We start from the raw sequence: 12,774 nt of genomic DNA, 5'->3' as shown, positions 1-12,774 counted from the left end.
ACGGCCGACGGCCACGCGCACCGCACCGGCCCCCCGCCGGGGTGAAGGCGGCCTACGACACCCAGCACGCCCGCAGGACCGGTGTTCCGCTCCGCCCCGGGGACCTGCTCGGCGAGGACACCGACGAGGGGTCAGCAGCGACCGATGTCTTCAGGCAGGCGCTGCCCGGCCGGAGGGCGCGTCCGGCGCAGGCGCCAGGTTACGGGTGTGGAAGCTGTATCGGGCCAGATCGCCGCACCAGCGCCGGTAGTGCCCGACGGCGAGGGGGATGGCCTGTTCGGCCTCGAGTTTCCGCAGAACGGCCGGAAGTGCCTGTGCCAGACGCTCGTACGCAGGATGGCCTGCGGCGTCGTCCTCCAGGAGAGCGGTGAGCGGAAGGCCGTCGCCGGGGCAGGCCAGCAGGCGCCGGAAGAGTTCCTCCGCCGCGCGCGGGTCGCCCGCCAGCACGGCGAGGAGGATCTGCACGGCCTGGTACGGAGCAGGCCCGGAGCTGCTGGCGAAGGCCGGCAGGTCGGTGGCGGGGATACCGATGCGGACGAGCCGGTAGAGGTTCACCAGCCGCTTGGCGGCCCGCGGGGTCGGCAGCAACGCTCCGAGCTGGGCCATGAATGCGACTTCCCCCGCTCCGATGCGCAGCCCTTGGGGCAGCAGGTCCGCGTGCTCGGTGCGCTCCGCGGGTTGCGACCCTGTGGCGGGACCGCGCATGGCGATCGGCTCGGAGGTACTGGAGACCGTAGAAGGTGTGGTGCCACCGTCCGCCTCGGGCCGCGGCGATGTGCCGGCCTCGTCCAGCGCGCGCTCCTCGACGGGCGGGGACGCCTCGGTGAACGGACGCCCGGCCTCGGCGACATGCGGGTCCGGCAAGAGTGAGCGCAGGTATCGGCCCATCGTCTGGGGCGGCGGCGGAGTCAGGGCGTACGGGATCTGGAAGATCTTGTCAAGGTAGTCCACCGCGGTCGCCAGCCCCCCGACGTCCGGCGCGGTGTCAGCGGCATTGGTGTTCTCATGCTGGAAGAGGGCGTTGTGGTGATGGCGCAGCGAGTGGATCAGCCAGCGCGCGTCAACGGCGACGACCACGACGAACAGATCGAGGCCGAGCATCAGGTGCACGGCCTGGAGCACCTCGACGACACGGTCGGGCGGGCAGCGGTCGAGGTCGTCGACGTACAGGACGATGCGCTCCAGCGGCGGCGGGGAGCCGGCCTTCTCCGCCCGCCACTGGACGCGGGCGTCCTCGAGGTCGCGGCCGAGTTGCAGCAGATCGGCGTGAGCCTGGCCCAGCACACCCCGGTAAGGCTGATAGGCGGTGCCGTCAGCGCGTTCCTGGAGGAACTGGCCGAGTCGTGCGGCGGCGTCGACGAGGGCCAGCCTCTCCCGCAGTCCGCTGATCTCGGCCCGGAGAGCACGCTGCTGCGCGGCCAGCTCGCCGTACCGGCGTTCGGTGAAGCCGAGGAGCCCCTGCTGCGCCATGCGCAACTTCTGCAGCAAGGGGCGCAGCGGGGCGGCCGCCACGGCGATGGCCAGCAGACTGGTGAGCCATGCGGTGAGCGTGCCGCGCAGCAACCAGGCGCCGGTCGCGACCCCGGCCAGTACCAGCCACAGCGCCAGCACGCGCCGGCTGAACCGCAGGTCGTCGGCCGACTGGAGCAAGGTGGCCCGCAGCACCCGGTACGTCCTGATCGGCGACCCGAGTGCCGCGAACCGTCCCGGGGCGGGCGCCGCGTCGTCAGCGGTCGTCAGCCGTTCGGAGACCTGTCGTTCGGCCTCCTCCCGCTGGTTCAGCTTCTCGCGCAGCAATTCGCGGTCCCGCCTGGCCTGCTCGGGATCCGGAGCGGGGTTCGGTGCGTCGCCCGTGTCGTCGCCGGCGAGCGCGGTGAACAGGTGCGTGATCAGCCCGGTCCACACGTTTGTGTCGCTGTAGTGCCAGGCGTTGAACCGTACCTGCCGTACGGAGGAGACGAACGCACTCCGGCCCGGCCGCTCGCTCGACAGCTGTGCCAGCAGGTCGACCTGACGTTCGACCTGAAGCATCACGCTGGACTTGCCGGCGCCCCAGTTGCCGATGAGAGCGATGGAGAGCGGCGGACGCGTCTCGGCGGCGGCGATCAGCTCGGCGAGCACCTCCACGTCGCGGACCACGCCCAGGCGGTCCTCAGAGCTCGGGCCGTCGCCGTGGACACCGGCCAGGGGCCTGGTTCCGATCCGCGTGGTGAAGAAACCCGAGCCGTCGTCGGCCGGGTCCGAGTGACGCAGGAAGTAGTCGATGATCCGGTCCCGTACCCGCTCCAGTCGAGCCGCATCGACGACATCGTCGGCAACGGTGGTGGCGTAGTGACGGATCAGGTCGTGCATCTGCCACTGATCGTGTTGCGAGGTGTCTTCGATGAGGTGGGTTACGGACAGCTGCTCGAGGAGGTGTCGCACGCTGGGCACGTCGGTGTCCAGGCCGGCGGCGACGGCCGCGGTGGAAAACCTCCGGCCGACCGTCAGGGCGAGCATGACCAGCAACTGGGCCTGTTCCGGGGGGAGATGGCGGAAGGACAGCTCGATCGCGGCTGCGACGCTCCTCTCGCCGTCGTCGAGACGGTCCGTGCGGTCGTGCAAGCGGTCGGCCTCTGCTGCCAGCTCCTGCGCCACCCGCGCCAGGTCCAACGACGGATTTGTGGTCAGGCGTGCGGCGATGACAGCCAGGGCGAGGGGTAGGCCGCCCGTCCTCTCCACGATGATTTCGGCCGCCCGGAGGTCTTGGGCCACGCGGACGTCGCCCGGATGCGCCCTACGGACCGCCGCGTCCAGGAGTTGGATCCCTTCCTCGGTCGCCAGTGTGCCCAGGCTGATGGTGCGTGCCATGAGGGAGGGCAGGCGATGCCGTGAAGTGATCACGATCCGATGCCGCGGGTCGGCGGGCAGCAGTGGGCGCACCTGCTCGGCGTCGGCGGCGTTGTCGACCATCAGCAGGAGTGCCTCCCGCATGCCGGACAGCGCCGTGCGGTACAGGGCTGCCCGGCTGTCCACGTCGATCGGGATGTGCTCCGAGGGCACGCCCACGGACAGGAGGGCCGACGCCAGGGCCTCGGCGGGTGCGACAGGCTCGGTCCGGTCGTATCCGTGCAGGTCCAGATAGATGGTTCCGCCGGGGAACCAGCCCCGCTGCACGGCCTCATGGGCCGCTTGCAGGACCACTGCACTCTTGCCCACCCCGGCCATGCCTGTCACCAGGACGGGCGGGGGTACATGTTCGTGATCATCGGATGGCGCGAGCTGTGTCAGGAGGTCGTCCAGCTCACGACGTCGCCCTGTGAACGCCCCGATGTGACGAGGCAACTGGTGCGGCACCGTGAACGGCAGGGGAGGAGAGGCGAAGGTTACCTGGACACTGTCGCCGCTGATCGCCGTCACCGAGTGCGAACCACTGGCCACTGCCGAGCCGTGATCACCCGTGATCGCCTGAGAATCCCTCGTGGCCATGCGCCCTCGCCCCCGCCCTACGCAATCCCCTCGGCGAGGAGCGTAGGGCACAGGGCACACAGTCGGTTCCCTGTTGTGGAATGAGCGTGCGCAGCCGTCGACGGCGGCAGTTCGATTCGCCCCGCCTTCTCACTGCACCCACAAGCGGCCACCTCCACCCCATGACGGGCAGTCAGGCCACGAGGGCGGTCCTTGCGCGAGGGGTGCTGGTCCTCTGTGCCCGCGGCGACTACCGAATCGGGCTCGGCCCCGGGTGGGGCCGTGTCGTCAACACCGTCTCGGCGGCCATGTTCACCGCGCCGCCCACGATGGCTCCACTTGTCATGCGGTTCGGTCTTCCTCCGAAGCGGACCCGCCATCCTCCGAACCGGATCCGTAACCCTCCGACATGCCGCCGAGCCACTCCCGCAGATCCTCGCGCAGCGACCGCTGAAACGTCGTCAGCAGGGCCTGCACCACCACGGGTTGCATGTACGCGGAGAGTGACTTCACGTCCTGCGCCGCGCGCTCGTACACCTCGCCGCGGAAGAGCTGCGACAGTTCGTGCGCGGCGGCGCGTGAGTGCTCGATGAGTACATTGCGCGCCGCGAGGATCGCCTCGTGCGACAGCGGTACGTCCAACAGCCCCACCCCGAGCCGCAGCAGCCCAAGATCGACGCGGTACGCACTGTCGCCCGCCTCGACGACCCCCATCGCGGCCAGCCGCTCCACGTCGTCGTCGCCGAGCGCCCGCCCGGCCCGCCGCTCCAGCTCCGCCCGGGTCACCGTCTCGACGGCGTCCGGCGCCCAGGAGGCCACCACCGCCCGGTGAATGGCGAGGTCATGGGCGTCCAGGTCGGGCGGCAGCTGCTGCAGGTACCGCTCGATGGCCGCCAGGGTCATGCCCTGCTGCTGCAGCTCCTCGATGAGCGCCAGCCGGGCCAGGTGCTCGCGCCCGTAGTGCCCCACCCTGCGTGGACCGATCACCGGAGGCGGCAGCAGCCCCTTGGTGCCGTAGAACCGCACCGTGCGGACCGTCACACCCGCGCGCGCGGCCAGCTCATCGATCGTGAGGGTCGGTTCCTCGGTGCCGGTCGTCATGTGCAGCAGTATCGCTGTCTCACCAGTGCTGTGACACCTCCCGCGACCGGCGTGACAGCCGTGTGAGAAGTAACGCTCTGTGACGTACGCCACCGCGTGAGCCGCGCCCGCTGGGGGAAGGTGGCCCCTTGGTCTGTGCCTTTACGGAAGGCGCGGGCCATACGTACGTCCGGACACCCGAGCGCAATCCGCTCGGGCGCACCAGAGAGTGGTACCACCCGTGAGCAAGGACGCCGTGAACACGGCCGTGGCCGCACCCCACAACGACGCGGCCCAGGTGCCCGCGGACGCGGGCGACGCCGGTTACAGCAAGGACCTCAAGGCCCGCCACGTCAACATGATCGCCATCGGCGGGGCCATCGGCACCGGCCTCTTCCTCGGAGCGGGTGGCCGCCTCCACAACGCGGGCCCGGCCCTCGCCCTCGCGTACCTCGTCTGCGGCGTCTTCGCCTTCTTCGTGGTCCGGGCGCTGGGCGAGCTGGTCCTGTACCGCCCGTCCTCCGGCTCGTTCGTGTCGTACGCGCGCGAGTTCCTCGGTGAGAAGGGCGCCTACGTCGCGGGCTGGATGTACTTCCTGAACTGGTCGACGACCGGTATCGCCGACATCACGGCGATCGCGCTCTACACGCACTACTGGAGCCTGTTCACCGACATCCCGCAGTGGGTGCTGGCCCTGATCGCGCTGGCCGTGGTCCTCGCGGTCAACCTGATCTCGGTGAAGATCTTCGGCGAGATGGAGTTCTGGTTCGCGATCATCAAGGTCGCCACGCTGGTCGCCTTCATGTTCGTCGGCATCTTCCTGCTCGCCACGCAGCACGAGGTGGGCGGCCAGACCCCGGGCCTGAGCGTCGTCACCGACAACGGCGGCGTCTTCCCGCACGGCCTCATGCCCGTCGTCCTCGTCATGCAGGGCGTGATCTTCGCGTACGCCGCCCTGGAGCTGGTCGGCGTGGCCGCGGGCGAGACCGCGGAGCCGGAGAAGATCGTCCCGCGCGCGGTGAACTCGATCATGTGGCGCGTGGGCCTCTTCTACGTCGGCTCCGTCGTCCTGCTCGCCCTGCTGCTCCCCGGCTCGGTCTACTCGGCCGACGAGAGCCCCTTCGTCACGGTCCTGTCGAAGATCGGCGTCGAGGGTGCCGGTGACGTGATGAACCTGGTGGTGCTGACGGCCGCGATGTCGTCCCTGAACTCCGGTCTGTACTCCACGGGCCGCATCCTGCGCTCGATGGCGATGGCGGGCTCGGCCCCGAAGTTCACGGCCCGCATGAACCGCAGCCAGGTCCCCTACGGCGGCATCCTGCTCACCTGCGCGGTGTGCGTGCTCGGCGTCGGCCTGAACTACCTCATGCCCAGCCAGGCCTTCGAGATCGTGCTGAACGTCGCCTCCCTCGGCATCATCTCGACCTGGGTGATCATCATGGTCTGCCACCTGATCTTCGTCCGCCGCGCCAAGGCGGGCCTGCTGGCCCGGCCCTCCTTCCGCCTCCCCGGCAGCCCGGTCACGGAGATCGCCACGATCGTCTTCCTGCTGGCCTGCCTGGGCATGATGTGGAACGACCCCGAGGTCGGCCGCAAGACGCTGCTGCTGATCCCGGTGATCGCCGTGATGCTGGTCGGCGGCTGGTACGGGATCCGGCGCCGGGTCGCGAAGGCGGAGGACCAGGAGCTGGCCCAGCTCACGAAGTAGGTTCTGCGGGGCGAGCTCCCGCAGAAATCAGCGGCCGTTGTCAGTGGCGGCCTCTACGGTGGCGTCATGTCGGAGATCACTTACATTCGGGGTGACGCCACCGTTCCGTCGGTGAAGGGCGTCAAGGTGATCGCCCATGTCTGCAACGACATCGGGGGATGGGGGAAGGGCTTCGTCCTGGCCATATCGCGCCGCTGGCCCGAGCCGGAGAAGTCCTACCGCGCATGGCACCGCAAGCGAGCCTCGAACGACTTCGGGCTGGGCGCGGTCCAGTTCGTCCAGGTCGAGCCGTACGTCTGGGTGGCCAACATGGTCGGGCAACGCGGCACCCGCACCGGCAGCAAGGGCGTGCCCGTGCGCTACGAGGCGATCGACGCGGCGCTGGAGCGGCTCGGCGAGAAGGCGGTCGAGCTCGGCGCCTCCGTGCACATGCCACGGATAGGGTGTGGGCTGGCCGGGGGCAAGTGGTCCCGCGTCGAGCCGCTGATCATCGAGCGGCTGGTGCGGCGAGGGATCGCCGTCACCGTCTACGACCACGGGGAGGGCGGGAGTTGAGCCGCGACATCGACGTGCTCGTGCTGGGCGGTGCCGGGGTGGACACCATCGTGTACGTCCCCGCGCTGCCGCTTCCGTACGCCGACAGCTACATGATCGACTCGGGCATCCGCACCCGCGCCGGGCAGACCGGGGACTTCGTCGCCGTCGGCCTGAGCGCCCTGGGTCTGCGCACCCACCATGTCGACTTCCTCGGCGACGACCCCGAGGGCGACCTCGTCCGTGCCCTGCACGACGAGCACGGCATCGGCCTCACGGCCGTACCACAGCCGGCGGGCACCAAGCGCGCGGTCAACCTCGTCGGTCCCGACGGTCGCCGGCTGTCCCTGTACGACACGAGCCGCTCCCACCCCGACGACCGCTTCCCGGAGGCCACGGTGCGCGCCCTGGCGGAGGCGAGCCGCCACGTCCACGTCACCATCACCCAGCCCTGCGCCCACTCCCTGCCGCTACTGCGCGAGTCGGGCGCGACGCTGTCCACCGACCTGCACGACTGGGACGGCGAAAACCCGTACCACGAGCCGTTCGCGCAGGCCGCTGATGTCGTCTTCCTGTCCGCTGTCGCCCTGGCCGACCCCGAGCGGACGATGCGCCGGATCGCCGATCGTGGCCGGGCTGAGGTGGTTGTGGCCACAGCGGGTGCGAAGGGCGCATACGTACTGGCCGACGACGAGGTGACCCGCGTACCCGCCGTGACGCCGCCCGCGCCGGTGGTGGACTCCAACGGCGCGGGCGACGCCTTCGCCGCCGCGTTCCTCTATGCCTGGTTGAACCGCGAGACCCCCCGGCGCAGCGCCCTGTACGGCGCGGTGGCCGGTGCCCACGCGTGCACCGTGCCGTCGACGGAGACGGACGCGATAGGGCGCAACGAACTAATGGAGCGCACCGCAACGCCCTGAAGGGGCGCGGGGCTGTGTCGATATGCGGCTCCGCCGCGTGGGCGCGATCAACCACAACGCACCCGCAGACGCCCGACAACGTGACGCGGCACATCCACAGACGCACTCAGTGCCCGTGCTCGTGCACCTCATTGGTCGCAGCGATCTTCTTCCAAGACTTCGGCTGCCCAGGAACCCCGGCCACCTCACCGACCGACGCCGCCCGAGCCGCGGCAGCCCCCGGCTTCGACGGCTGGAACAGCCACGTATCGAACAGCGCAGCCAGCCGCTTCCCGGACACCTCCTCGGCGTACCGCTGGAAGTCGGCCACCGACGCGTTGCCATAGGCGTACTTCTGCGTCCAGCCCTTGAGGATCGCGAAGAACGCCTCGTCCCCGATCTCGTTGCGCAGCGCCTGCAGGGTCAACGCCCCCCGGTCGTAGACCGCGATGTGGAACTGGTTCTGCGGACCGGGGTCCCCGGGCTTGACCGTCCAGAACCGGTCGTCGGCCGCGCGCGAGGCGTACACGTAGTCGGCGATCTCCTGCGTCGTCCCCTCGCCCTCGTGCTCCGACCACAGCCACTGCGCGTACCGGGCGAAGCCCTCGTTGATCCAGATGTCCTTCCAGTCCTTCACGGACACCAGGTCGCCGTACCACTGATGGGCCAGCTCATGGACGACGACGGACGTGTTCGAACCGTTGGCGAAGTTCGCCGGGCTGTAGAATGGCCGGGTCTGCGTCTCCAGCGCGTACCCGGTGTCGGTGTTCGGCACATACCCGCCGAGCGCGTTGTACGGATACGGCCCGAAGTACTCGCTCAGCCAGTCGGCGATCTCCCCGGTCCGCTCGATGCTCGCCCGCGCCGCGCCGGAGTGCTCGCCCAGGTCCTTGCTGTAGGCGTTGATGACCGGAATACCGCTCTCGCTCGTCCCCGTGGTCACGTCGAACCTGCCCACCGCGAGCGTGGCGAGATATGTCGCCTGCGGCTTGTCGGAGCGCCAGTTGTAGCGGGTCCAGCCCAGCCGTGAACTCGTCGACCGCAAGGTGCCGTTGGAGATGGCCTGTGTGCCGTCCGGGACCAGCACCGAGACGTCGTACGTCGCCTTGTCGAGCGGGTGGTCGTTGCTGGGGAACCACCACCAGGCGGCCTCGGGCTCGTTCGCCCCGACACCGCCGTCCGGCGTACGGTGCCAGCTGGTGAAGCCGTACGCCTCCTTCGAGGACGGCACCCCTCGGTAGCGCACCACCACGGTGATGTCCGTGCCCTTGGCCAGCGGCTTCTTCGGCGTGATCTCCAGCTCGTGCTCGCCCGACGTCGCGAACGACGCCTTCGCGCCGTTGACCCGGACCTCGCTGACGTCCAGCAGAAAGTCCAGATTGAAGCGGGACAGATCCTGCGTGGTCTTCGCCAGCAGGGTCGCCGTACCCTCCAACTCGTCCGTGGCCGGCTGGTACTTCAGCCGCAGGTCGTAGTGGGAGACGTCGTATCCGCCGTTGCCGTAGGCCGGGTAGTAGGGGTCGCCGATGCCCGGAGCGCCGGGGACGCTGCTCGCGGCCGACGCCGGGATCACCAGCATCAAAGAGGCGGCTGCGAGCGCGCCCGGCGCCATGATTCTGCGGTGCACGAAAGCTCCAAGTCGTAGGGGCCCGAAGTCTGTCCGGAGCCTATTCACCACCTGTGCCCCCGGTGTGTCCATGACCACCGCTGTCACACGATCGCCATTCGGCCGACATGAGCCGACCCGCCTCAGGGGCGTTTATCGGCCACGCGGGTCTCATGTGTCATCAGCCGCCCTCTTCTGCACGGGAGTTGACCGATGTAACGTCCGCGCATGCCGAAACGCATGCGCTTCACGATCTGGAGACCGCTCGCGACGGCGGCCGCAGGCGCCCTGCTGGCCGCGTTCCTCTCACCCGCGACGGCACAAGCCGACCCGCGGGAGAGCAGGCCCGTCCACTCGTACGAGAACGCCATCCGCGAGGCCGTATGGGTGGACACCGGACTCGACCACGACCGCGACGGAAGGAACGACCGCGTCGCCGTCGACATCGTCCGGCCCCGCGAAGCGGCCGCGCAGGGCCGCAAGGTGCCCGTCATCATGGACGCCAGCCCGTACTACTCCTGCTGCGGGCGCGGCAACGAGAGCCAGAAGAAGACGTACGACGCGAGCGGCAACGTCGTCCAGATGCCGCTGTTCTACGACAACTACTTCGTGCCCCGCGGCTACGCCGTCGTCGGCGTCGACCTCGCCGGCACCAACCGCTCCGACGGCTGCGTGGACGTCGGGGGCCGCTCCGACATCCTCTCCGCGAAGGCCGTCGTCGACTGGCTGAACGGCCGAGCGAAGGCGTACACGACCCGCACCGGCACCACCAAGGCCACAGCGGCGTGGACCAACGGCCGCACCGGAATGATCGGCAAGAGCTGGGACGGCACCATCGCCAACGGCGTCGCCGCCACCGGGGTCGAGGGCCTGAAGACCATCGTGCCGATCAGCGCGATCTCCTCCTGGTACGACTACTACTTCCAGCAGGGCGCCCCGCTGTACGACTCCGGCCCCGACTGGCTGTCCAACTACGTCGACAGCCCCGACGCCCGCGCCAAGTGCGGCGCCGTCCAGCAGATGCTCGTCGACGGGGCCCCGCGCACCGGCGACTGGACGCCGCTGTGGAGCGAACGCGACTACGTGAAGGACGCGCGCAAGGTCAGGGCGAGCGTGTTCCTGATCCACGGCATGCAGGACCTCAACGTCCGTATGAAGCACGTCGGCCAGTGGTGGGACGCGCTCGCGACGAACGGCGTCGAGCGCAAGATATGGCTCTCCCAGACCGGCCACGTGGACCCGTTCGACTTCCGTCGCGCCGAATGGGTGGACACCCTGCACCGCTGGTTCGACCACGAACTCCTCGGCTACGACAACGGCATCGACCGCGAGCCGATGGCCGACATCGAGCGTCACCCCGACCAGTGGGTCACCTCCAAGGTCTGGCCGCCGCGCGGCACCGACACGACCACCCTGCGCCCGGCCAAGGGCACCCAGGCCGGCGTCGGCACCCTCGGCCTGCGCAAGGGCAAGGGCACCGAGACCTTCACCGACGACCCGCAGCACAGCGAGACCGACTGGGCCGCCCACATCGACCGGCCCACCCCCGACAAGGCCGGCTTCGTGACCAAGCCGCTCACCCGCGACCTGCGCCTGTCCGGCCCCTCCGAGGTCACCGTCACCGCGACCCCGACCACCTCGACCGCCCATCTGTCCGCCGTCCTGGTCGACCTCGGCCCCGACACCATCCGCGACTACGCGACGAGCGGCGAGGGCATCACCACGCTCACCGACCGCACCTGCTGGGGCGTCAGCACCACCGGCGACAGCGCCTGCTTCAGGGAGACCAAGGCCAAGACCGCCGACGTCGACTACACGGTCGTCAGCCGCGGCTGGGCCGACCTGGGCAATTACGCCTCGGACCTGAAGGGCGAACCGCTCACCCCGGGTAAGGCGTACACGATCACCCTCGACCTCGCGGCCACCGACCACGTGGTCCCGGCCGGACACCGCCTCGCCCTGATCGTCGCGGGCACGGACAAGGACCTGATCGATCCTCCTTCGACCACACCGACCCTCACCCTCGACCTCGCCCGCACCAAGGCCCGCCTCCCGCTCGTCGGCGGCGCCCAAGCCTTCGCACGCGCCACGGCGGGCTCCGTAGCCGCCGCCCCCGAGGCCACGCCTCTGGACGGCCTGACCGCACCCCGCACCATCCACCGCATCCCGGAGGGAGGCCAGTGACCGGCATCCGAGCCCTCACCCTGACCGCGGCGGCCCTCGCCGCATCCCTGGTCGGCGTACCGGCCCACGCCGCCGACTCCCCGCCCCGCACCGGCTTCGAACAGTCGAACGGCGCCAGATGGACCGGGGAGTCCGAGGAGCGGGCCTTCCTCACGGCCGTCGACAAGGCGAGCGACCGCGTCTCCGTCGCCCGCATCGGCACGACGAAACAGGGCCGCCCGCTCCAACTGGTCCGCATCGGCACCAGCCCCACCCCGAACAAGGTGCTGCTCATCTGCAGCCAGCACGGTGACGAACCCTCCGGCCGCGAGGCATGCCTGTCCACCATCCGTGACCTGGCCTACGCGACGGACCGGCAGACCCGGCGCTTCCTGGAGCGCACCACCCTGCTGGTCGTGCCCACCGCCAACCCCGACGGCCGGGTCGCCGACACCCGCGGCAACAGCGACGGCGTGGACATCAACCGCGACCACCTCGCGCTCCGGACCGCCGAGGGCCGGGCCATGGCCGCGGTCATCCGCGACCAACGCCCCGACGTGGTCTACGACCTGCACGAGTACGGCGCCACACCCCCGTACTACGACAAGGACCTGTTCGACCTGTGGCCGCGCAACCTCAACACCGACGCGCACGTCCACGACGAGGCCGAGGCCCTGTCGGAGTCGTACGTACGCCCCGCCGCCTCGGGCGCCGGCTACTCGACCGGCACCTACGGCATCTGGACCGACCCGGTCACCGGCGAACCGATCAAGCAGGTCGCCGGCGACGGCCAGGAACGCATCCTGCGGAACATGTCCGGCGTCAAGCATTCGGTCGGCCTGCTGATCGAGAGCCGGGTCGACCCTCTCACGGACGCGGAGAAGGCCGACGAGGCCCTCAACAACCGGCGCCGGGTGAGCTCCCAACTCGCCGCCCTCGACGGCCTGTTCGACTTCACGGACGCCCGTCGCGGCCAGGTCGAGGCGGCGACCGGTAGGGCCCGGGTGGCGGGCTACGCCGACACCGGGCCCGTGTACCTCGGTGGTGCCGACAACGACCCGGCCGAACCGGCCGAGGTGATTGCGGACCCGCCCTGCGGCTACCGGCTCACCGCCGACCAGTACGCGGAGGTGCAGGACGAACTCGCCCTGCACGGAGTGAAGACACGCGACACCTACGTCCCGCTCCGCCAGTCGCTGCGCGCCCTCGTCCCGCTGCTCCTCGACGAGCGCGCGCCGTACCACCTCACAGCCGCTGAGCCCGACACCGACTGCTGAAGCGGCTGCGATCGGCGGGATCTGTGGTAGGTCCTGGGAAACGACGTGGAGACCGGCGTA

At 70.0% G+C, this 12,774-nt stretch carries 8 protein-coding genes; 5 read left to right on the top strand and 3 right to left on the bottom strand.

All coding sequences use genetic code 11. The annotated features are described in order from the left end of the window. Positions 1–150: 150 nt before the first annotated feature. A complete protein-coding gene (locus tag IF78_RS44960) occupies positions 151–3,468 on the bottom strand; it encodes a P-loop NTPase fold protein (protein ID WP_078662417.1) in 3,318 nt (1,105 codons plus the stop codon). Between the two features lie 321 nt (positions 3,469–3,789). Beyond that, positions 3,790–4,548 carry a MerR family transcriptional regulator gene (locus IF78_RS0112245; protein ID WP_051827741.1) on the bottom strand — a complete coding sequence of 253 codons (759 nt, stop codon included), beginning with the start codon at positions 4,546–4,548 and terminating at the stop codon, positions 3,790–3,792. 220 nt (positions 4,549–4,768) lie between these two features. Here IF78_RS0112245 and IF78_RS0112240 point away from each other — a divergent pair, with 220 nt between their 5' ends. From IF78_RS0112240 to IF78_RS0112230, 3 genes are all read left to right on the top strand, one after another. Next, positions 4,769–6,235, top strand: a complete 1,467-nt coding sequence (locus IF78_RS0112240; protein WP_031481028.1) for an amino acid permease — start codon at positions 4,769–4,771, stop codon at positions 6,233–6,235. Positions 6,236–6,301: 66 nt separating this feature from the next. Then, on the top strand, positions 6,302–6,790 hold the full coding sequence (locus IF78_RS0112235; protein WP_031481030.1) for a macro domain-containing protein: 489 nt from the start codon (positions 6,302–6,304) through the stop codon (positions 6,788–6,790). Further along, a complete protein-coding gene (locus tag IF78_RS0112230) occupies positions 6,787–7,689 on the top strand; it encodes a PfkB family carbohydrate kinase (RefSeq protein ID WP_031481032.1) in 903 nt (300 codons plus the stop codon). Before IF78_RS0112235 ends, IF78_RS0112230 begins: the two co-directional genes overlap by 4 nt. 106 nt (positions 7,690–7,795) lie before the next feature. Here IF78_RS0112230 and IF78_RS0112225 read toward each other — a convergent pair whose 3' ends face one another. Then, a complete protein-coding gene (locus tag IF78_RS0112225; RefSeq protein ID WP_031481034.1) occupies positions 7,796–9,295 on the bottom strand; it encodes a M1 family metallopeptidase in 1,500 nt (499 codons plus the stop codon). Positions 9,296–9,502: 207 nt separating this feature from the next. On the opposite strand from IF78_RS0112225, the gene IF78_RS0112220 reads away from it, so the two are divergent. Beyond that, positions 9,503–11,458: a Xaa-Pro dipeptidyl-peptidase gene (locus IF78_RS0112220; protein ID WP_031481036.1), complete on the top strand. Its 1,956-nt coding sequence runs from the start codon at positions 9,503–9,505 to the stop codon at positions 11,456–11,458. Further along, positions 11,455–12,714 carry a M14 family metallopeptidase gene (locus tag IF78_RS0112215; protein WP_031481038.1) on the top strand — a complete coding sequence of 420 codons (1,260 nt, stop codon included), beginning with the start codon at positions 11,455–11,457 and terminating at the stop codon, positions 12,712–12,714. Before IF78_RS0112220 ends, IF78_RS0112215 begins: the two co-directional genes overlap by 4 nt. Positions 12,715–12,774 lie beyond the last annotated feature (60 nt).

This window comes from Streptomyces bicolor (assembly GCF_000719285.1).
Taxonomy (GTDB): Bacteria; Actinomycetota; Actinomycetes; order Streptomycetales; family Streptomycetaceae; genus Streptomyces; species Streptomyces bicolor.
Note: the sequence above shows the minus strand (reverse complement) of the source record. Positions and strands in the feature narration are given on the sequence as shown.

Bases quoted from the DNA above. Each gene is read 5' to 3' on its own strand.
- IF78_RS0112235 (WP_031481030.1), top strand. From the start codon at position 6,302: ATGTCGGAGATCACTTACATTCGGGGTGACGCCACCGTTCCGTCGGTG.
- IF78_RS0112220 (WP_031481036.1), top strand. From the start codon at position 9,503: ATGCCGAAACGCATGCGCTTCACGATCTGGAGACCGCTCGCGACGGCG.
- IF78_RS0112245 (WP_051827741.1), bottom strand. From the start codon at position 4,548: ATGACGACCGGCACCGAGGAACCGACCCTCACGATCGATGAGCTGGCC.
- IF78_RS44960 (WP_078662417.1), bottom strand. From the start codon at position 3,468: ATGGCCACGAGGGATTCTCAGGCGATCACGGGTGATCACGGCTCGGCA.